At 32.6% G+C, this 22,352-nt stretch carries 21 protein-coding genes and 1 pseudogene; 7 read left to right on the top strand and 15 right to left on the bottom strand.

The window, feature by feature from the left end; all coding sequences use genetic code 11:
• Positions 1–54 precede the first annotated feature (54 nt).
• The 3 genes from pflA to ACYSNW_RS14140 all read left to right on the top strand — a co-directional run bounded on the left by pflA (position 55) and on the right by ACYSNW_RS14140 (position 2,933).
• Positions 55–822: a pyruvate formate-lyase-activating protein gene (gene pflA, locus ACYSNW_RS14150; protein ID WP_461745535.1), complete on the top strand. Its 768-nt coding sequence runs from the start codon at positions 55–57 to the stop codon at positions 820–822.
• Positions 823–971: 149 nt separating this feature from the next.
• Positions 972–1,895, top strand: a complete 924-nt coding sequence (locus ACYSNW_RS14145) for a manganese-dependent inorganic pyrophosphatase (RefSeq protein ID WP_461745533.1) — start codon at positions 972–974, stop codon at positions 1,893–1,895.
• Between the two features lie 117 nt (positions 1,896–2,012).
• Positions 2,013–2,933 (top strand): DUF1803 domain-containing protein, encoded by a 921-nt coding sequence (locus ACYSNW_RS14140; RefSeq protein ID WP_461745531.1) that lies wholly within the window; start codon positions 2,013–2,015, stop codon positions 2,931–2,933.
• Positions 2,934–3,033: 100 nt separating this feature from the next.
• On the opposite strand, the gene ACYSNW_RS14135 is transcribed toward ACYSNW_RS14140, so the two are convergent.
• Positions 3,034–3,570 carry a DUF2179 domain-containing protein gene (locus ACYSNW_RS14135; protein ID WP_461745529.1) on the bottom strand — a complete coding sequence of 179 codons (537 nt, stop codon included), beginning with the start codon at positions 3,568–3,570 and terminating at the stop codon, positions 3,034–3,036.
• A 147-nt stretch (positions 3,571–3,717) separates the two neighbouring features.
• Here ACYSNW_RS14135 and cls point away from each other — a divergent pair, with 147 nt between their 5' ends.
• Complete coding sequence (cls, locus tag ACYSNW_RS14130; protein ID WP_461745528.1) at positions 3,718–5,178, top strand: cardiolipin synthase; 1,461 nt, start codon at positions 3,718–3,720, stop codon at positions 5,176–5,178.
• 247 nt (positions 5,179–5,425) lie between these two features.
• On the opposite strand, the gene ACYSNW_RS14125 is transcribed toward cls, so the two are convergent.
• The 9 genes and pseudogenes from ACYSNW_RS14125 to ACYSNW_RS14085 form a co-directional block, all read right to left on the bottom strand.
• Positions 5,426–7,237 carry an APC family permease gene (locus tag ACYSNW_RS14125; RefSeq protein ID WP_461745526.1) on the bottom strand — a complete coding sequence of 604 codons (1,812 nt, stop codon included), beginning with the start codon at positions 7,235–7,237 and terminating at the stop codon, positions 5,426–5,428.
• A gap of 295 nt (positions 7,238–7,532) precedes the next feature.
• Positions 7,533–8,903, bottom strand: a pseudogene (locus ACYSNW_RS14120) (C1 family peptidase).
• A gap of 28 nt (positions 8,904–8,931) precedes the next feature.
• A complete protein-coding gene (locus tag ACYSNW_RS14115; protein WP_461745524.1) occupies positions 8,932–10,257 on the bottom strand; it encodes a C1 family peptidase in 1,326 nt (441 codons plus the stop codon).
• A gap of 47 nt (positions 10,258–10,304) precedes the next feature.
• Positions 10,305–11,717, bottom strand: coding sequence for a C69 family dipeptidase (locus tag ACYSNW_RS14110; RefSeq protein ID WP_461745522.1), 1,413 nt, complete (start codon positions 11,715–11,717; stop codon positions 10,305–10,307).
• A 412-nt stretch (positions 11,718–12,129) separates the two neighbouring features.
• Positions 12,130–12,522 carry an SMI1/KNR4 family protein gene (locus tag ACYSNW_RS14105; protein WP_461745628.1) on the bottom strand — a complete coding sequence of 131 codons (393 nt, stop codon included), beginning with the start codon at positions 12,520–12,522 and terminating at the stop codon, positions 12,130–12,132.
• A 160-nt stretch (positions 12,523–12,682) separates the two neighbouring features.
• Entirely contained in the window at positions 12,683–13,060 is a 378-nt protein-coding gene (locus ACYSNW_RS14100; RefSeq protein ID WP_461745520.1) for a hypothetical protein, read from the bottom strand.
• Between the two features lie 8 nt (positions 13,061–13,068).
• On the bottom strand, positions 13,069–13,707 hold the full coding sequence (locus tag ACYSNW_RS14095; RefSeq protein ID WP_461745519.1) for a deaminase domain-containing protein: 639 nt from the start codon (positions 13,705–13,707) through the stop codon (positions 13,069–13,071).
• A 110-nt stretch (positions 13,708–13,817) separates the two neighbouring features.
• Positions 13,818–14,078, bottom strand: a complete 261-nt coding sequence (locus ACYSNW_RS14090) for a PAAR-like protein (protein ID WP_461745626.1) — start codon at positions 14,076–14,078, stop codon at positions 13,818–13,820.
• Entirely contained in the window at positions 14,053–14,208 is a 156-nt protein-coding gene (locus ACYSNW_RS14085) for a hypothetical protein (RefSeq protein WP_461745518.1), read from the bottom strand. Before ACYSNW_RS14085 ends, ACYSNW_RS14090 begins: the two co-directional genes overlap by 26 nt.
• 410 nt (positions 14,209–14,618) lie before the next feature.
• Between ACYSNW_RS14085 and ACYSNW_RS14080 the strand changes: the two genes are divergently transcribed.
• From ACYSNW_RS14080 to ACYSNW_RS14070, 3 genes are all read left to right on the top strand, one after another.
• On the top strand, positions 14,619–15,206 hold the full coding sequence (locus ACYSNW_RS14080; RefSeq protein WP_461745517.1) for a histidine phosphatase family protein: 588 nt from the start codon (positions 14,619–14,621) through the stop codon (positions 15,204–15,206).
• Positions 15,207–15,247: 41 nt separating this feature from the next.
• On the top strand, positions 15,248–15,673 hold the full coding sequence (locus ACYSNW_RS14075; RefSeq protein ID WP_461745515.1) for a MerR family transcriptional regulator: 426 nt from the start codon (positions 15,248–15,250) through the stop codon (positions 15,671–15,673).
• Positions 15,674–15,765: 92 nt separating this feature from the next.
• The gene (locus ACYSNW_RS14070; RefSeq protein ID WP_461745513.1) at positions 15,766–16,617 is read left to right on the top strand and encodes an aldo/keto reductase; all 852 of its coding nucleotides are present in this window, start codon (positions 15,766–15,768) and stop codon (positions 16,615–16,617) included.
• A 98-nt stretch (positions 16,618–16,715) separates the two neighbouring features.
• Here ACYSNW_RS14070 and ACYSNW_RS14065 read toward each other — a convergent pair whose 3' ends face one another.
• The 5 genes from ACYSNW_RS14065 to ACYSNW_RS14045 form a co-directional block, all read right to left on the bottom strand.
• Entirely contained in the window at positions 16,716–18,344 is a 1,629-nt protein-coding gene (locus ACYSNW_RS14065; protein WP_461745624.1) for a peptide ABC transporter substrate-binding protein, read from the bottom strand.
• A gap of 164 nt (positions 18,345–18,508) precedes the next feature.
• Positions 18,509–18,982 carry a GNAT family N-acetyltransferase gene (locus ACYSNW_RS14060; RefSeq protein ID WP_461745511.1) on the bottom strand — a complete coding sequence of 158 codons (474 nt, stop codon included), beginning with the start codon at positions 18,980–18,982 and terminating at the stop codon, positions 18,509–18,511.
• A gap of 112 nt (positions 18,983–19,094) precedes the next feature.
• A complete protein-coding gene (gene metA, locus ACYSNW_RS14055; protein WP_461745510.1) occupies positions 19,095–20,021 on the bottom strand; it encodes a homoserine O-acetyltransferase MetA in 927 nt (308 codons plus the stop codon).
• 149 nt (positions 20,022–20,170) lie between these two features.
• On the bottom strand, positions 20,171–20,809 hold the full coding sequence (locus ACYSNW_RS14050) for a YczE/YyaS/YitT family protein (protein WP_461745508.1): 639 nt from the start codon (positions 20,807–20,809) through the stop codon (positions 20,171–20,173).
• Between the two features lie 168 nt (positions 20,810–20,977).
• Positions 20,978–22,330 (bottom strand): NADH oxidase, encoded by a 1,353-nt coding sequence (locus ACYSNW_RS14045; RefSeq protein ID WP_461745507.1) that lies wholly within the window; start codon positions 22,328–22,330, stop codon positions 20,978–20,980.
• Between the last annotated feature and the right edge of the window lie 22 nt (positions 22,331–22,352).

Raw genomic sequence — 22,352 nt, 5'->3', positions numbered from 1 at the left:
ATAAAAAGGGGTGACTAGTAAGTCATCCCTTTTTTAAAAGAAAGAGGAATCATTATGTCTACAACTCCTGTAATAGGCAGAATCCATTCAACTGAAAATTTCGGAACCGTTGATGGTCCTGGTGTTCGTTTTATTGTTTTTACCCAAGGATGTCGCATGCGATGCCAATTTTGTCATAATCCTGATACTTGGAAAATCGGTTCAGGAGGAAAAGAAGTAACCACCGATGAATTGTTAGACGAAGCAATTAAGTACCGTTCTTATTGGGGCGAAAAAGGCGGGATTACGGTTAGCGGGGGCGAACCGCTTTTACAATTAGACTTCTTGACTGATCTTTTCAAAAAAGCCAAAGCTAAAGGAATACATACAACCATTGATACTTGTGGAAAACCTTTTACAAAAGATGAACCATTTTTCAGTCAATTTCAAGAATTGATGAAGTATACAGATTTACTTTTATTTGATATTAAGCATATCGATAATGAAAAACATAAAGAACTGACTTCGTTAGGAAACGAAAATATCTTAGCAATGGCACAGTATTTGTCTGAAATTGGCAAACCTGTTTGGATTCGTCATGTCCTAGTTCCTGAACGAAGTGATTATGATGAATATTTAATCCGTTTGGATGCTTTTATCAAAACACTTAAAAATGTCGATAAAGTAGAAGTATTACCTTACCATATCATGGGTAAGTATAAATGGGCCGAATTAGGGTTAGATTATCCATTAGAAGGAATCAATCCTCCAACAGAAGACCGAGTAGCCAATGCGAAGGAATTACTGCATGTAAATGACTACAAAGGATATACGACAAGATAATAAAAGTAACATTGAACGCTTATCTACTAATTAAGAAAATCCGTTTATTTTTAACTACAGGAGGAGAAGAAAGTTACGATTTCATTTTCTTTTTCCTCTTTTTTTGTTATTATTAGTAATGAACAATTAAGAAGGAGTGAACGATTTCCATGTCAAAAATTTTAGTTTTCGGACATCAAAATCCAGATACAGATGCGATTGGAGCAGCGATTAGTTTCGCTTATTTACAAAAAGAATTAGGGAAAGATACTGAAGCGGTCGCTTTAGGAGCACCTAGCGAAGAAACGCAATATGCATTAGACTATTTTAATGTTACAGCGCCTAGAATCGTAGCTGATGCTGGAGAATCTAAACAAGTAATGTTGGTGGATCATAACGAATTTCAACAAAGTATTGCCAATATAGCTGAATTATCTATTTTAGCGGTTGTTGACCATCATCGTATCGCTAATTTTGAAACAGCTGATCCTTTATACTATCGAGCTGAACCAGTTGGTTGTACAAGTACAATCGTCTTAAAATTATTTAAAGAAAACAACGTTACAATTCCAAAACAAATTGCCGGAATGATGGTTTCAGCCATTATTTCTGATACATTACTATTTAAATCACCTACCTGCACACAAGAAGATATTGATGCTGCAAATGAGTTAGCAAATCTTGCTGAAATTGACTTAGAAGGTTATGGCTTAGATATGCTAAAAGCTGGAACAAACTTAAGTGATAAATCTGCTGAAGTCCTTTTAGATTTAGATGCTAAAAGTTTTCCTATGGGTGATAAAAACGTTCGAATCGCCCAAGTCAATACAGTTGATTTAAAGGAAGTTTTAGCTCGACAAACTGAATTAGAAACTGCTATGAAAGTTGAAAATGAAAAGAATAGCTATGACTTATTTGTTTTAGTTGTTACAGATATCTTAAATAGTAATTCTGAATTATTAGCTGTTGGTAGTGATTTAGAACAAGTTGAAGCTGCATTTAGCGTGACTTTAAACAATAATCGCGCATTTTTACAAGGTGTTGTTTCTCGTAAAAAACAAATTGTTCCACAATTAACTGAAGTATTTGGTTAATCTTAGTTAAGAAGATACTTGAAAAAGGTTGAGACATTAGTCAGAAAGACTGTTGTTTCAACCTTTAGCTATTAATACTAACTTTATTTTATTTATTTCCAAACTAAAGGAGAAAAAATGGACCAATACACCTACTATTTTAATCAAGCAAATACTAATAAAACATTTTATTCACTGCTTAACTCATCTTTATTTCAACAAATCATTGATTTCTTTATTGAACATGAAAACGAAAGAATTATCTTACGCCAACTCAAGAAAAGTATTAAAACAGATGAAAATCTAGAGCTTTTTCTTGATAAAATGATTCAATTTAAACTGATTTCTCGTCTAGAGCGACACTATTATCTTGCTTTTCCTATTTATGATTTAGCTGACTATCCATTAAGTTTCTCAGAGGATTTATTAACTATTTTAGCATCCATTCACCAACAAGAGAACGACCATCTAACTGGTTTTGTTGGCGAAATTCTATGGCAAAGCTGTGAAACAAAAGAAGACTACTTTTTTGGTGTAAAAAAAAATCCTACTACTCCTTCCTTCTATGAAAAAAAAATAGTAGGGGATAATGAATTAAAAATGGTGGCTATTCAAGAAAGTGAGGGGAATGGATTAACTATCCCAACCTATTTCGAGTTACTATCATTAAATAAATTGCCTAAGCAATATAACCAATTAGAGAAACTGCTTGGGGATGTTAACCAAGAATATTTTTTTACTCAAGTTAAAAAGCTACTAAAAAAAGCTCAAAAAAATAGAAATAGTAGTACTAAACGAGATATTTTTGAAGAAGCTTTATTACTAACAAATAATTTGGTTAGTAAGGATGGGAAATTATTATTAGCTAAACCAATCATCGAAAGCGACGTCTTAGAGACTAATGACTCAAATCACCAACAACTCATAAAATTGCTCAATGAGATGTGGCAACTTTATGAGTCTGTCAATGAGCAAACGTTGATAAAAAAAATGACTTATTCAAAAATGATGGAACTTTTTTTGGGAGAAAAAGAAGTTCTTAGCTACTTTCTCACTTAAGGTAACTATAATAATATTATGTAAACTAAAATAAAAATCTACAAAACTGACCGTATTTTTTGACTAAACGATTAGCCAAGAGATTCGATCAGTTTTCATTTTAATTATTTCGTTTACGTACTTTTTTAGTCCAAAATCCACCTGAGATATACTTAGGTTCATAAGAGATAATAAAAGCTCGCGGCTCTTGTTCATTGATTAATTTATACAAACTGCGTTCATTTTTTCTAGGAGATAGAATTTCTAAAACCATTCGTTCGCCTTGTCTACCCATTGCAAAACTTTGTGTTACACCATACCCATTTTCTCTCAAAAACTCTGGAAGATCTACTTGTTCTGTCGAAGAGGGAAGAATCACGGTTACCATGATATAACCTAATGCTAAATAGTCTTCAATTTTGATTCCAACGCTAATCCCAACAGCATATCCTAGCGCATAAACAACTAAATTTAGCGGATTATCCAAACGATTCAATACTAAACTTAGTCCTAACACATAAATCGTAATTTCTGCCATACTAACTAATGGGGCGATAATTCGGTATCCTTTCATGGTAAGCATAAACCGTATTGTATTTAAAGTAATATAAGCAAAATTAATACTGAAAATCATGAAAAGCATTTTAAAATCAATCATTTTTTGTTCCCCATTTCCTAAAGATTCCAGATTATTATAGTACACCTTAGACTGAAAGAAAAAGAACTTGCTTTTTATTGGATGAATGACTAATATTTGTTATAATCAATTATTGAAGAAGCTATTATTATAGAGAGGAGGACACAGATGACGATTTTCATGAATGTTTTATTGCTATCATTAATTTTAAATACAACGTTAGCTTTTGTAACAGTTTTTAGAAAACCTCGAAGTATTTCAAGCGTTTTAGCTTGGATGATGACATTGTTTTTTTTACCAGGAATTGGCTTTTTGATTTATTTATTTTGTGGTCGAGGGATTAATAGTCAAAAAGTGTTTAATCTAACTGAAGACGAAAAAATCGGGATACAAAAAGTGAAGGAATTGGTAGAGGCGGATAATTTAAAAGCAGATAAACGCTTAGACATCAATTTATTAACGGATGCTCGTGTGCTGAATAAGTATTTTAGAAATATGGATGCTTCACCATTATGTAAAAGAAATAGTTTGAAACTGTATACAGACGGGAAAGAAAAATTTGCAGCGCTTTTCAAAGATATTTCTGAAGCTAAAGAAACCGTCCATGTTGAATATTATTCATTTTACAATGATGAAATAGGCAACGAATTTCTACGTGTTTTAGAAGAACGATTAAGAGCTGGGATTGAAGTTCATTTAATTTACGATCCTTGGGGGTCTCCTGGAGCAAACAAGAAATTTTTTAAACAGTTTGTTGAACTAGGAGGGAAGGTAACTCCTTTTATTACTTCTAAAAATACAATCAGAAAAACACGCTTAAATTACCATTTGCATCGTAAAATCGTTATTATTGACGGAAAAATTGGTTGGACAGGTGGGTTTAATGTTGGTGATCAGTATCTTGGGACAAGCAAAAAATTTGGTTACTGGCGTGATACGCATATTCGCTTAATGGGAACAGCTGTTTTTTCATTGCAAGAAATTTTTATTATGGACTGGAATGCTTCTGTAGCAAAAAAAGCTGATCAGTTAACCTATGAAGAACGTTTTTTCCGTTTACCACTTGATGAAGACGTTGATACATTATCTATTCAAGTTGTTTCAGATGGACCTGATTCAGAAGAAGAAATACTAAAGAGCGGCTTTATAAAAATGATTCTGTCGGCCGAAAAATCGGTCTGGATCCAAACGCCGTATTTGATTCCAGATGAAAGCATGATTAATGCGATTTTAATTGCTGTAAGGTCTGGGATTGATGTAAGAATTATGATTCCTTGTATGCCGGATCATCCATTTATTTATCGAGCAACCCAGTATTATGCTAATTATTTGCACAAACGTGGCGTAAAAATCTTTATGTATCAAAATGGTTTTTTACATGCAAAAACAATGATTATTGACAATGAAATTTGTATGGTTGGTACCACAAATCAAGATATTCGAAGCTACGCTTTAAATTTTGAAGTCAGCGCATTTATTTATGATACAACTGTTTCTTGGAAATTAACAGAACTATTTGAACAAGATATGAGAGAATCGATTTTATTAACTGATGAACTTATCATGGATCAAACACAATGGCTACGTTTTAAACAAAGCTTTTCACGATTATTATCACCAGTTTTATAGATACAATTGAAAGAAGAGGTACAGGAAGGATATTGGTTTATCTGAACTAAATTCGTCCTGTATTTTAAGTTTCGTTTCTAGTTTACATAATATATATTATACAAAGTAGAATCAGAGAGAATCAAGATCCATAAAAATGCGCTGCCCGTTTAAAATCAACTTCTTGCTACATCAAAAAACCTTTGAACAATTAACTTTATCTATATTGTTCAAAGGTTTTAAGTTTACTCATAAATAACTTTTTAAATTATGAATCTCCTGTTTTTGATTCATTGTTCGAAGCATCTGTGTGAGTTGTTGTTGACTTTTGATTTAGTGAATTTGAACTAGTCGTAAGTTTAGATGTTTGATCCGTCGCTGTATTTTGATTCGAAACGGATGTCACTGCCGCTCCCGCTACGCTTTTTGCTGCTTGGGCACTAAGTTTCTTTTCGGCCTCACCATATTGATATTCTGGCGGTAAAACAATCAGATCATCAGCAGAATAGAATTGCTTAATTTCCATTCCCATTGGATTTTGTCCTTCAGACATCATTTCCGTTGGAACGTTTGATAAGGCTTTCGTTGGCTTTTTCAATCCTTCTATTTCCCATGTAAATGGTGCAAATTTATTATCCTTATCTACCCATTCTGGATGTTTTTTAGATAATTGATACATACCAAATGCCACAAGTAATACGATAGCTACTAAGATTAGAATCGTGCTGACATAAACTGTTCCAGATCCCACTTCTGATTTGACTTGAGCAGGAGGATAAATAGACAGAACAATCCCGAAAACACACGCAGCTAAGCCTACAATGGTTACAACCCAAGCACCAAATTTTCCGCCAGGTATAGTAAATGAACGTGGACGATTGGGTTGTGTATAGCGCAATTTAATAAATGAAGTGAACATCAATACATAATATAGTAAGTATAAAATAGTAACTGTTTGAGTGATCATAATAAAGAATCCTTCAACATTAGGTAATAATTTCACCACAAAAGCAATTACTGTTACACAAATTGCTTGCAAGTATAACATTCTTGAGGGCATTCCATGTTTATTATTATTTTGCAAACTTTTTGGTAAGAAACCGCTACGCCCTGCTTGACCTAACATGAATGATGGGCCCGCTAAATTAGTGATCCACATAGCTAAAGTTGCAAAGAAACCAACATAGACAAAGACCATATAAAGCCACGGTGCACCAATCGTTTCTCCCAGTGTATGATATAAAGTATACAATGCATAGATAACATTAATATTTTTTTCTGGAATGATGATCGCAATAATAATTGTCCCTACTACAAAGATTAAAAAGGCTAATATTCCGGCAATCAACATCGCAATTGGGAAAGAACGTCTTGGATTTTTTAATTGCTTAATATGAGCGGCATTTAAATCAATCCCTGCATACGAGAAAAAGACTCCGGCAGCTAAAGCTAGTGTACTCATCCCCTGCCATTTTGGTAAAAGTCCTTTAGCATTGATCGCAATGACTGGATGATGCCCTTGGCATAACCAAATAATGGTCAATATCACAATCGTTCCTAAAGGAATCAAAGTTCCAATCGTTACCCCATACTTGGTAACACTTGAAAAAACTTTTGTTCCCCGAGTAGCCAACCAAGTTACAAACCAAAAGACTAGCAGAAAGCCACACATGATGACTAACTCATATGCTGGGCTTTTGGCAAATTTTACAGCCCAATCATAATCAGGCGTGAAAAAACCAATCGTAGCTGCAAAACTAGGCATTCCAGCACCTAGATTAAAAGTTGTTTGAAACCATAAGATTAAAAGACAAGCAAAAGCAAAACCTTTCCCCATCCCCTCACCGACCCAACGAAAAATTCCACCACGTTCAGTCCAACCACCTGCTAATTCTGCTGCGACTAATGCAGTCGGAATAAAGAAGACAATAGCTCCGATGGCAAATAACGTAATCGAAGACAAACCATAAAAAGCCTGTTGGGCATCATTACCTAACCCTGCAACTACTGCAACATTCATCATAGCTAACGCATAAATCGAAATATAACCACTTTTTGAAGTATCTACTTTTGAACTCATTATTTTCCCTTCTTTCTATTTTATTTTCGCTGAGGTTGGGACAAAAGTGATTAGCTCCAAGAACCAAGCAGGTATGATGCATCGTCGAATCACTACGTTCTTTGTGATTTATCGTAATAAGAAGGTATTTCCGAAGGATCTGATTTTGAACCACCGTTTGTTCGGATTTATAAGATAGAGCAATAGTGTTTTTTACTTTTGTCTCATCAACAGCTTAGCATTTATCAAACGAGTTCCTATTTGGCGATTTAATTATCTCTAGTGAGATTTTAAAAGTAAGTAAACGGCTTGTCGATTAAGATAAACTACCTTTAGGTTTTCTATCATAGTTTTCATTACGCATCATAATAGGATTAAAACTACTCCAAAATGGCATAATAATCGGTTCAGTCGTTAATAAAGCTTGTAATTCAGGACTTAGTAAATCTTTCCGAATAGCAACTTCATAAGTAAAATTATCCATCCATTCATCATCCATGACAAAATAACCTTTATCTCCTGGTTTTGTTCCCCAGCTATTTTCAACTTTCCATTTCACTGATTTGCCATCGACTAAGTCAACACCAGCAAGAATCATTGCGTGTGTCGGTAAACTTTCATAATGACGGTATCTTTGACTTTTATTCATCTCAAAATCAACACCAAAGGTCTCTTCAAATGAATACAGATTGTGAGCCATAACACCTTTGTTAATATCAGATGATTGTAAAACATCGCAGCCAAACCAGACAGGTTCTCCCGCTTGCAATTGGTTTATAGCTAATTCTTTTAACGTATCCATTTCTACATTTATATATCTATTTGGTCGACCATCAATAATTTCGTTAGACATTTCAATTCCATAAAGTTTGTTAAACGGAGTTTCTTCTGTTGGTAAATGGATAACGCCAATATATTCATTCAAATTAATACCAATGAATTGATTGTAAAACTCTTTTGGAGTCAATCCGCGTTCAGCGTGGAACTTTTTATTTGTATCACGGTATTCAAAATCAATTTTTTCTGGCGGTGTTCCTAAAGAAACAGCTAGAATCTGATAAATGTCTGCTAGCATTTCTTTTTTTGTAGCGGCAATTTTTTCTTGAGTAGCACTTTCATGAATCAAACTTCTTAAAATCCAAGCATCTTAACGTAATTTTCGATTCAAAATAGTGTTTAGCTCTGAAGAATCAATACTAGCGTGTGTTTCATCCATTTTATCTTTTGGAATAACGCCATATTTTTCGATGACTGCGGTGATCAAATCCCAATCTCCCCCATCTTGTTGTGGCGTTTGTAGCAAATAAACAACTTTACGATCTGATAATGGTGCATTTGCAGTTGCTAAAATTTGTTCGTAAAAGAAATTAGATTTTTCCATTTTGTCATAAAAAAAGGTGTAATTTTGAGAAAGTTGAAAATCTTTGATTTGATATTTATTTTCAATGCTGTAACGTAAAGTATTTAGACATGCATACATCCAGCAACGACCACTTTTATTTTGATTTGCGACAGCTTCAGAATCGACATCATCTGAAAAAATAAAGTCATTTTCTCCTATCACGGGCATATTTTGTGAAGAATCAAAAATACCATTTTTCATCACACTACGTTGCGAAACTTTTTGTGTTACTTGTTTCTCAAAATTTTCTTTCATTTTATTTATCATTGTCACATTCAATTCCATGTCAATCGCTCCTCAATTATTTGATGGTTTATAATGGGTACATTTCATTCCAATAAGGCAAAATGGTTGGTTCAGTACTAATTACCTTACGTAAGTCGTCATCTAATAAATCCTTGTGCACTGCAACAGCATATGCATACTCACTCATCCATTCATCACTCATAACGAAAAAGCCTTTGTCGCCAACTTTATCTCCCCAGCTATTTTCTACTTTCCATTTAGTTGGTTTACCTTCTACTAAATCTACACCGCCTAATACCATTGCGTGTGTTGGCAAACTTTCTCGATATTCAAAACGTTGTCCTTTATCCATTGTAAACTTAATGTTAAATGATGCTTCTAAATCATATAAATCTAGTGCCATGATCCCTTTTTGTCGATCAGAAGATTGCAACACATCGCAGGCGAACCAAACAGGTTCTCCAGATTGTAATTGCTTGATTGTTAATGCTTTTAATGTGTCCATATCTACATTCAAGTAACTATTTGGTAGTCCGTTGACCATATTCCTCGATAATTCAACTCCATACATTTTGTTATAAGGCATACTTTGAATCGGTACATTGATTAGTTCAACGTAATCGTTTAAATCAACTTGTGTATAATCCTTATAAAAATCTTGTGCTGTTAAATCTCTAAAAATATGGTATTTTTTATCTAAATCTCGATATTCAAAATCAAAACGCTCTGGTGGAGTTCCTAATGAAACAGCTAAAATTTGATAAACATCTGTTAACATTTTTTCGCGTACATGAGTGATTTTTTCTTCAGTAGCTCCTTCACGAACTAATTCTCGTAAAATGATTGCATCTTGTCTTAGTTTCCGATTTAATACAGTATTTAATTCAGAAGAATCGATACTTGAATGTGTTTCATCCATTTTATCTTTTGGCATTACTCCGTATTTATCAATAATTGACACAATTAATTCCCAATCCCCACCATCTTGTTGAGGGGTTTGAAGTAGTTTCACTACGGTACGATCTGATAAAGGACTATTGGCTGTCTCAACAATATTTTGATGAAAGTAATTAGCCTTCTCTAATTTGTCATAAAAATTGGTATAATTTTGAGATAATTCGAAGTGTTTAACATTATATTGCTTCTCAATATGAGCACGTAGTATATTTAAGCAAGCGAACATCCAGCAACGACCACTCTTGTTTTGATTGGCAACAGCTTCAGAATCAACATCTATCGAAAAGAAAAAGTCATTTTCCCCGATAGCCACTTGATTTTGAGTAGAATTCAAAATTCCATTTTTCATCACACTTCGTTGACTAACTTTGTTACAAGTGTTTGCTTCAAATTTTTCTTTTAATTGTGCAAAATCTTTTACATGAATTTCTGACATAATAACCTCTCCTTAATCTCATATAAATAAGTTACTTTCATTTAAAATTACAAAATATTTTTATCCATATTAAATGTTAATTTTGATAATGCAAGACCATTATCTACTAACAAACCGATAGTTGCTAAACTTTTATCACTAATTTTACTTGCAATTTTGGCATTTTGATCTGTTAAATAGGCTGTGATATCTGCTGGATTTTCCTTTAATACGTACTGATCTGTTTCATGAATAAAGGCATTAGCTGTTTGAACACAATCTTTTAAATAATTTTCATCAATTGTATGTAACTCTTCAAAAGAACGTTCTACTAATACGGAAATATTACGAGCTTGCCAATAAGCTTGGGTACCGTCATAAGATAAACTTGTTTCGCGGTAACCTGGAGCAGTATCGGTGGCATTGGCGTAGAATGGTACATAAGGATTATAAGCCGTCACACCACTATTAAACCAAGTGATTGCAGCAATTTCTTTCGGTACATTATTTCGAATTTGTAAAATATGTGATTCTAACGTTCGGTAGATAGCGATTGGACGGAATTTTTTGCGTTCATTTTCTGATCCTTCTCCTAGTTGATCATAAACTGTTTCATTATAATGAGAGCTCAATACATTGGCAACATCTTCATGCCCTAATTTACGATTTGGCTTGATAGTGAATGGTAACTCATCGCTTCTTGGCCCACGGTCAGCACTTTCAACACCGAACAACTTTTGACCATACCAAACACGTGGTGTATTGTATTGATGATCAAATTCAGCATTTGTGCCAAAGATATGCCGGAAATTCCAATTATCTGAATCTGGATTTAATTGATTTTCTTCAACAAACTCTTGAATATTTTTTGACCACATGAAATTTTCTGGATCATCAAAGTCGATGGTTTGTTGTGAAACTTGGTTAGCGATTACTGCACAGTGATCTTCTGGGATACGTTGTGCCACCCAATGATGTCCACAAGGAATTTCCATATACCAAATTTCATCTTTATCGCTAAAAATAACCCCGTTCCCTTCGTGTGACCCATGTTTTTCAATCATTTTTCCGACTAACTCTACCCCTTCTCTTGCTGTATGTATATAGGGTAAAATCATTGTTAATAATGAATCTTCTCCTAATCCACTTTCTAAAAATGGATCGATACCTAAAACTCGTTCATTGCCATAAAGGCTTTCTGTAGCACTCATCGCTATGTTTTCTTCATTAAATCCAGCTTCACCATAAATACCTTCTGTTTCCTTTTCAATTAAAGGAGCCATTTGATAACGCATTGCTTGTTCAGGAAGATCTTCCTTGAATTTACTAGAATAGGAATGGTAAATACCTTTCTGATGCTCTTCGGCAGATACTACTACAAACTTCAAGTGAGGTAATGGCAACCAATAATCACAATTACGAGCGATCATCGTAGAGCCATCAATACTTGCTTTTTTTCCAACTAATACTGTTGTACACATAATTATTCCTCCCAAATTTCAAATTTATGTTCAAATATTCACAATTAATAATAAAAAAATGAAATATTCCGTATAAACATTTGATTTAATATTGATTAAATGTAGTATATCATCTGCTAAAACAAATATTTTTTTAATTTTAAAAACATTTGTTTGAATTAATTAGCAAAAAAAAAGAATATTGAAACTTGAACACTGATATTTTTTATCGAAAATATCGTTCAAAATCAAAATTCTTAAAATAATATTTCAAAAGTAGAAGTAAAACTATTTATTCTATTGTTTTAAATAAGCTATATAGATTGTAATCAGATTTAAAAAGTTGTGGTAATTTTTTGTATGTTGATAAAAAAATCAAATCTTATCTATTTTATATTTTCTAAATTATATGTCAGATAGTAAAGTCCCATTTTTATTCTTGATTAATTTCTTCGATTACCATGTCTAGAAGAAATTCTCCAAAATTATCATATAGAATTTCATTTGTTTGTTCTTCTTCAGAAAAACCTGGAAAATATGATGTAATTTTGGGTTCGTCATAACTATTTAATTTTTTATAATTCATACAAAACATTTCTCCCATACCAGTATTATATAGAATGACTAAGTGTTTCGGCAGATTAATCAATTTTCTTTTATCTAAAGTAAACCAAACAGCATCTGGAACACCAGAATCCTCAAAGTCTTCTCTAAATACTCCGTATATCTCTGTAGATCCAAAAGTTAACTTTCCAAAACAAGACAAAAAAAGTTTATAGTCTTCTGGAAATTTTACTCCTAGAACCAATTGAGCTTTTTTTATAATATCGTCTGAAGCACATCCAAATAGAAATATTCTTTGAATTTTTGTACAATAAATACAGCTAGCTTTTTGTTAGCTATTGGCAACTTGATTAGTGAGTTCGTGCTTACTAGTCAAGGCTTTACTATCCGACTCCAATCAGATAGTAAAGTGCCTTTTTTAATTATTCTAATAACATTTCCACCCTTAATTTATATTCTTCATCTTTATCTATCTCGAAATTCTGATTGCTCAACAACTGGTTCAAAGTACTTATATCTGAATCATAAACAGACTGTTCTTCTTCATTTAAGCCATCAAGTTCTTTTAAAACTTCTTGCTTTTCTAATAGATAATCTGGTAGAAATTTTTGATTTAAACTTAAAATTGAAAGATTTACCATAACTGACACGTAAACTTTATGACTTTTTTTCATCATTAGTACAGAGTCTTCAAAAGTTGCGGCTATTGCTTGACTCGGACTAAACCCTTCATCTTCAATAAAATCTTCATAATCTTCTAAAGTTAACTCTTTTGCTTCTAAATAATTGATTTCACTCATTTTTCCACCTACTTCGTAAATATATTAAGTTCTATATTTGGAAATTTTTTCCTAAACTCTAATACGACATTTGTACAGCTTTGACAAGCTGGTAATTCTGTAAACAAATCTATCTTACCAGAAATATTTGGGTCTTTAATTTTAGATGCTATATCTTCCAAAATTTTAACCTCAGTATCATTATATCTTGGAAACTTATCTATGGTGTAGGATTCAAAAATTCTATTTTCTGATGCAGGAGAAAAATTACCTAAATCAGCACCTTTACTATTTGGACCATGAATTTTACTGTGCGCCATAAACTCATCTGGTAAATCTTTTATTTTAACATCAGCAACAGCCATATTACCTTGATTTTTCAACTTAGAGTTTTTCATTTCGTTCCTAATGTTATCAATTCTATTTTGAAAATTCTCAACTTTTTGTGCTTTGGTAAGTCCACTAGCTTTCTTCATAGGAGAACTAGCCTTAAATGATACAGCTAACATAGATAATAAAGCTGCAGCATCTCCTAAACCAGCTTCCCAAGCATTCACTGAATGAGCACCAAACTTTTTCCATTTTAAAGCAAAATCTTCTAAATTATTTTGTGATGGAAATAATAAGCTTTTTCCTTCCATTTGCAACCTTACATCAATATTTTTCATCTCTTCATAGCTAACTATATCATAAGATACACCTTCCTTAACTAATTTTTTTATTATTTCTTCATCATTGATTGGCTTTCCATTTTCATCAAGTCCATACCATTTTTCGACTAGTTTCCACTAGGATCTCTATATCTCATGCAATAAATTTTAATATTCGTTCCATCCTGTCCACTAGTAACTACTGTAATAGTATCTTTTGCCCCAGCCTCTTTACAAGTTAATTTACAAGACATATTTAATGGGTTTTTCCCATCCATCTGTGTTGTTGTATCTCCACCTGACCATTTTATGTCAAATTTCGGCTCACATTTAACTGGTTCCGGCTTAGCCTTTCCCTCTTTTTTAGCTTTCTTTTCTGCTTTTTCTATGAGCTTCTTGCATATACCAAAATCTTTTTCTTTTAATCTTGTATTGAAAACCGTTTAATAAAGTTTCTTTGGTTTTTGAACCAAGTGGATTACACATTCTTTCGATAAATTCAGTAACTGTTTCAACCAAACTACCGCCTTCTTTCGTTTCTTTTTTATCTTGTTAAAACGTTTTTTCAATTCTTTACACTATTTTTATGATTACTTTCTCCTCCCTCTTTTTTTACATCAGACAATATACCCACCAAAGACAAACTATTACTTTCGATTTTAACACTTAAGTATCGCATTAATCAATTTATAAATATCTATTTGTCGTTTTTTATTATCAAGATATATATTTTTTATAAAATTATGTATATTTTTTCATTTTTGGTCATTTTTTATTATTTACCATTCACTCAGAAAAACTCTCCTTAACAAAATAATTCCTAATCAATAAATTTACCAATTCTAATAAAAAAATCGATTTATCGCTTGCCTTGAAGTGAACTTCAGGGTATATCATTAAGTAAATTAAATACTTAAGGAGGTAAAAAAATGATTAAAACTCTTTATTTAATGCGACATGGCGAAACACTATTCAATCAACAAAGTAAAATTCAAGGATGGTGCGACTCTCCATTAACAGCTAAAGGAATAAAACAAGCGCAAATTGCTGGAAATTATTTTAGTAAAAATGAGATTTATTTCGATGATGCGTATGCATCCACTTCTGAACGAGCTTGTGACACATTAGAATTGGTTACTTCTATGAGCTACACACGAAAAAAAGGATTGAAAGAATGGAATTTTGGTATTTTAGAAGCAGAACATGAATATTTAAACCCACTTTTACCATATGGAGATTTCTTTACAACCTACGGAGGCGAAGAAGAACAAGCCTTTAAAAAAAGAATTGCCGATACATTATTAAACATTATGCAGGAAACTTCTGGAAACTCAATTTTAGCAGTTTCTCATGGTGCTGCTTGTCGACAATTTATGAGAGCGTGGCAGCATACATCTGAAGTAGATCAGAAAGAACGAATTGGAAATTGTTGTATTTTGAAGTTTGAATTTTCTGATAACGAATTTAAGTTAGCTGAAATTATTAACCATGACTTTTCAAAACTTGAACAACTTTAGTGAAGAACAGACTAATATATTTATAGAAAGGTGGTCTTTTTGTGAAAACAATCAAAGAAGTTGCCGAAATGTTTGGTTTAACAGTAGAAACGATTCGCTATTATGAACGAATCGGAGTGATTCCGCCAGTTGAAAGAGATAAAAATGGTTATCGGATTTTTAAAACACGTGATTTAAATTGGGTTTTTTTAGCTAAAAGTTTACGAAATGCAGGTTTGTCGATTGAATCAATTATTGATTTTGCGTCTTTATCACAGTTGGATGGAGATGAACGACTGGCACAAAAAGATATTTTGATTGAGCAATACGAAGAATTAACTAAAAAAATTGTCGAAATGGAAAAAGTCAGAGAATTACTCGCTTATAAAATTGAAACTTACGATGAGCATCTTGCTAAGTTTCGTTCTGGTGAGTTAACGGATGAAACAGCTGAAGAATTATGGAAGATGAAACATTTTAAAAAATAATTTTTTAACTTTGACGGACGAAAATTATCTAGTTTCATCTCCCCTGCTAAATATTTAAATAAATCTAAATTAAAAATGATGGAGAAATTTATATGAAAACAATCACATTAAACAATGGCGTAGAAATCCCTATTTTAGGTTTTGGTACTTATCAAATAACTGATCCAAAGGAAGCAAAAAAAGCAGTGATTGATGCAATTCAAGCTGGCTATCGTCATATTGATACGGCACAATCTTATTTAAACGAACAAGCAGTTGGATTGGGAATCGCCAATTCAGGTGTCCCTAGAGAAGAAATTTTTCTAACAACTAAAATTTGGGTTGAAAATACTTCTTATACAGGTGTCAAAGAGTCATTTCAGCGATCATTGGATCGTTTAGGGATCGAATATATTGATTTAGTTTTACTTCATCAGCCTTACAATGATATTTATGGTGCTTGGCGCGCATTGGAAGAACTTCAAGCGGCGAAAAAAATCCGTGCAATTGGTATTTCTAACTTTGCTGTAGATCGAGCAGTTGATTTAGCTGAATTTAATCTGGTAACACCTCAAGTCAATCAAATTGAAATCAATCCATTTAATCAACAAACAACCGTAATTGAAGCACTAAAAGAAGAAGGAATTATTCCAGAAGCTTGGGCACCTTTTGCTGAAGGAAAAAATGACATCTTTAAAAATTATATTCTTTTAAGTATTGCAGAAAAATACCATAAATCTGTTGCACAGGTTATTGTTCGCTGGTTAGTGGAGCAAGACGTTGTTGTTTTAGCCAAATCAGTGAAACCAGAACGTATGCAAGAAAATTTAGCCATTTTTGATTTTCAATTAACTGAAGAAGATAAAAAGCAGATAAAAACATTAAACCAAGGAACAAGTCAATTCTTTTCACATGCAGATCCAGCTATGATTAAATGGATGGCCGAAAGAAAAATGAATGTATAGAAAAATGCGATTAAGATAACTATCAAAAGAGTTATATCACCTCTACAAATAAAAACAAGTAGATTTCACTGCCAGTAAAATCTACTTGTTTTTTACTTTTATTCACTTAAATAAGCTGTTTTATAATCAAACTGTGCACCCGTACTATGACTGATTACATTTTTCAACTCCGTATTTCTTAATCTCGCTTCAGCTTTTTGAATCAATGGAGCAATTCCATAATCAGCTAATAAAATCTCTTCAGCTGAAATATAATCATTCCATCTTTTTTCTAAATCTGTTATATCTTGATTTGAAGCCAAAGAAACTAATTCATCATATTTTGGATTAGTATATTTTCCATAGTTATAGACAGATTCAGCTGTAAACAAATCTAAGAAACTGCTTGGATCAGCATAATCAGCTGTCCAACCAAATAAAAATAGATCAAAATCAGCGGACTTTCCTCTTTCAACAGCGACTGATACAGGTACTACAGATACATTTACAGTTATCCCTTCCAAGTTATCTTGAATAGTAGATTGAAGGTACTCAGCAACTTTTTTGATTGCGTCTGTATCATACGCCAGTAAATCGATTTTTAATTCATTAATCCCTAGTTCTTTTTTCGCCTCATCCCATGCTATCTTTGCTTCAGAAATATCTGTTTTCACATGATTACCAGATTGTTTAGCAAAGTCTTCCCCACCTTTAGGATTAAATGACATTCCAGAAGGAACAATGCCTGTCGGCGCTAATGAACCATCACCTAAAATTTGATCCACGATGGCATTGCGGTCGATTACTAGTGAAATAGCTTTCCGTAGATTTTTATTTTGAAACTCTTTTTTTGTTTGGTTATATGAAAGATAGGTCGTTCCTGCCTTTTCAATCGAAACAAATTCAGGTGAAGCTTGATATTGTTTTGCTAACTCACCAGTTAGCAAAATATCATCGACTTGTTTAGCTTCAAAAAGATTGACGTTTGTCGCCGATTCTTTACTTACCTGATTTTTAATTTTAGTTAATTGAACTTTTTCTTTATCCCAATAATGATCGTTTTTAAGATACGTCCATTCAGTATCCGTTCCTGGCCCATCAAAATCAGCCAAAATAAATGGTCCATTATAAATTAAATGCTCACTTGATTTAGCATAGTTTTCCCCTTGCTCACTAACAAATTTTTCGTTTTGCGGAAAAAATGCAGGAAAAGCTAATAAGTGACTAAAATAAGGCGTTGGTTTTACTAAGGTGATTTCAATATTCTCATCATCCACTGCGGTGATTCCTAATGTAGTACTGTCTTTTTTACCAGCAATAATATCATCAGCATTTTCAATCGAAGAAAAAAGATACGAATATTCAGCCGCAGTTTCAGGAGCTACTGCTTTTCTCCAAGCATAAACATAATCTTCAGCAGTTACAGGTTCTCCGTTTGACCATTTTGCTTGATCATTTAATTCAATTTTATAAATCAGTTGGTTCTCATCTATTTCAGGCAGTTCTTTCGCACCAGCTAATTCTAGTTCATTTTCTGCTGTTAATCGGTACAACCCTTCCATTACATTATTCAAAGCGGTAATACTATACGTATCACTAGCTAAAACAGAATTCATAGTAGACATTTCTTGATCCACAGTCACTGTGATTTCTTGTTGTTTTTCAGTTGAATTCTCTTCTTTTCCTACACAACCAACTAAAGCAATACTGAAAATTGCTAGTACACCTAAACTCCGTTTAATTTTAATCATTTTATACCCCCCCCAGTTATTTCTTAATGAATTTTTAATCATTGTATCCTATGATCGAAACGAAATCAATGTAATTTATAAAAAAGAATGAGATTGAGATTAAACTAAAACTACTTTTCTCAAATTCATTCTTTACAATCGGATTATTATTATAAAAACAGTTATACTTTTTTTGACATCGTTATGTCTGTTGGTTGAAACCCTACTGATTCATACAAATGCACAGCTGATTTATTATGAGCAAAAACATGAAGACCAATCTCTGTTACATTCATCTCTTTTGCTTTAGAATCTAAACAATTCAATGCCTTTCTACCATAACCTTGATTTCGAAAGTCTTCAAAAATCAAAAAATCATAAATAAAAAATTTACGTCTATTCAATTCTTTTTCCAAATGAACCCATAAATACCCTATTGATTTCTCTATTTTTTCATCAAATAGTGTAAAAAGAAATTCATTCTTAGTCTCGTTTCCTTCTGGTAAAAGTGTAGCAAAACTTTTCTTAGCAAGTGATAAAGCTTCTGCTGCTTCCCAAGTACCAGCTTCAATTTTATCTTTCGCATAATCTGATATAGCAAAAGACAGATAATCAGTGTATTCTATATTTTTCATTTGATTTAATCGAATTGTCATAAGATACTTTCCAACTTTCGTTTTTTATTTTTAAATACACGATTATCAAACTAAATAAGTTATAGTTAACATAATATAATTATCATAAACCTAATCTGATTTGTCTTTTATTTTAGTTATTCTTTAACAAATCTTCCAAATGATAAGGCGTATTTTGGTACACCGCATAATTCAACCAATTCGAAAAAAGTAGTGACGCAGCCATATGCCAGCGTAATCTCGGTTCTTTCGAGCAATCATTCGCTGGAAAATAATTTTCTGGAATCAAGGGTGTTTCACCTTTATTTTGATCACGTAAAAATTCTTGCTGCAAGGTTTCTCGATCATATTCTAAATGACCCATCGCATAAAATGCACGATTATCTTTATTTCCAACTAAAAAAAGACCTGCTTCTTCTGATTCAACTAATATTTCTAAATCATCATCATTTTCTATATCTTCTCTGCGAACTTCAGTGTAACGAGAATGTGGAGCAAAAAAGCCATCATCAAACCCTTTAAAAATACACCAGGTCGGTTGAATTACCTCATGGAAATAAATACCAGATAGTTTCTTTTCTAATCTGTATTTATTAATTCCATGATGATAATATAATCCGGCTTGGGCTCCCCAACAAATATGGAAAGTTGAAAAAACATGTGTTTTACTCCATTCAAATATTACGTTTAATTCATCCCAATAATCAACTGCTTCAAAAGGTAGTTGTTCAATTGGAGCACCAGTAATAATCAACCCATCATAAAAATTATTTTTAACGGTATCGAATTTATGATAGAAACGCTCTAAATGATCAATAGAAGTATTTTTAACATCATGAGTGCTTGTATATAAAAATTCAACATGAATCTGTAAAGGTGTATTACTTAAAAGTCTTAGTAGTTGAACTTCTGTTTCATCTTTTTTAGGCATTAAATTAAGAACCAAAATTTTTAAAGGTCGGATATCTTGATGCATGGCGCGATCTTCGTCCATCACAAAAATTTTCTCTTTTTCTAATACTTTTATCGCCGGTAATTCTTTTGGTACTCTGATCGGCATAATCATATCCTCCTTTTAGTTCATTTTCTATAATTTTACGACAAAAAGAGCACAAAAGATAGTCTCATAAAGAAAAATCAGGTTCCTTTTCTTTATGAGACTAAAAGGTTGCTTAAAATAAGATTTTCCAAGACTCCACTACCATCGTATTAAGAACTAGATTTAACACTTTTTTCGATCAAAGGCTGACTGACCTTTTGATTCCAAAATTCAATCAACGGTCCTGTAAAAAAGGCATTAATAACCGTGCCAATACCTACAGGTCCAGTGAAAATTAGCGCAAGTACAACGAAAGAAACATCTTGTATGATTCGAATGGTTCGATATTGATAATTTGTATAGTCTACGATTATTGGTGCAATTGCATCATATGGCGCATTACCCAATTTTGCGGACATATAAAATGAAGCACCAAAAGTAAATATGGTAATTCCAATAACTAATAGAAAAATTCTTGATACACTTGTCACATTCAATTTAATCATATCTACATAAATCCAAGTAAAGAAATCAATAAAAAAGCCTGTTAAAACCATATTGATAACTGTACCAACCCCAATGTATTTTCGACCAAATACAAATACTATAAGTAGAATCAACACATTTACACCTAGTTGGTATACGCCTAGAGATAAACCAATGACTTCACTAATGCCAATATTTGCTGCTGTATATGGATCTAAACCAACATTCCCTATTCTTAAAGTAGCAACTCCAAATGCTAGGATAGCAACGCCTATCAAAGCATACAAAGAACGGATTACTAATTCTTTATTTGCACGACTCACTTTACCCCTCCTTTATGCTCTAGACAGTTATATTTATTATTAACATAATTGTAAATTCTATTCTATCTTAAAGCAAGTAAATCAATTAAGTAAAAAAACTAACAATCAGAAAATACTTAAGAAAAGCATTTCAAAATTGTTAGTTAAAAAAAGCATTAGCAAAATTTTTTATTTATTTAAGTTAATATTTTTTAAAGCTTCTTGTGCTAAAAGATTCAAATAGTTCCAAGGACGATCAAAATGAGGTTGGAAGAAGAAATCAGATAATGCTAAATCTTCCACTGTCATTTCATTTTGAACAGCTAAAGAAAGTGTGTTCGCAGATTGAGTGATATCATATTTCGACATCAACTGTCCACCAACAATTCGATTCGTTCCTTTTTCATAAACCAATTCCATCATCACATTTTCAGTTGTTGGCATAAATTCTGGACGATAGTTATCTTCGAAGAACGTAGAATCGACTTCTAAATTGTTAAGTTTAGCACTTTCTTGCGTTACTCCTGTTGATCCAATTTTCCAACCAAATAAATACAAACCAGAGGTTCCTTGTGTTCCACGATATGCAACTTTAGGTTCAGAAATATTAAGGCCAACCAACATCCCTTGACGAACTGCGTTAGTCGCTAATGGAATATAATTAGTTTTACCGCTTGGATTATAGTGTACTACTGCACTATCTCCTGCAGCAAAAATATCTGGATTACTTGAACGCATGTATTTATCAACTACGATTGCACCATTAGGTAACATTTCTACTTTATCTTTTAATAGTGTAGTATTTGGAAGGAAACCAACACACATAATAACCATATCAGCATCAAATTCTTGACTCGGCGTAACAACTTTTGAAATATTTCCTTCGCTATCAGCTTGAAATTCTTGAACGTTTTCACCTAATGCTAATGTAACTCCACGATCCACTAATTCTTTTTCTAAAACATCAGTAAACGGTTTATCCAAGTATTTATTTAAAATACGGTCTAATCCATCAATTAAGGTAACTTCTTTACCTGATTCTACAAATGCCTCAACGAGTTCGATACCGATGTAGCCACCACCAACCACAACAACTTTTTTGGCATCTTTTGCTTTTTCAATGATCACATTCGCTTGGTTATAGTTTTTACATAGTAGAACATTATTTGATTCAATACCAGGGATCGGAGGGATGATCGGCCAAGATCCAGTTGTCATCACTAATTTATCATAAGAAACAGTTTCTTCTTCATTTGTTATTAAATTTTTTGCCGTTACTTTTTTATTATCAACATCAATATTTTCTACGTTATGCTCCATTTTGACTTCAGCACCAAGAGATGCTAATTCTTCAGGATTCGAATAAAATAAGCCTGCAGCATCTTTCACTACTCCTCCAACATATAAGGCAATACCACAAGATAGAAACGAAACGTTATCATTTCTTTCATAAACAGTAACTTCTGCCTCCGGATTATTTGCTAAAATATTTTTTACTGCAGCAGTTCCAGCATGCGTGCATCCTACGACTACGACTTTCATTTGTGTAAATCCCTTCTTTCAA

The sequence above is a fragment of the Enterococcus sp. LJL99 genome (assembly GCF_054871725.1).
Note: the sequence above shows the minus strand (reverse complement) of the source record. Positions and strands in the feature narration are given on the sequence as shown.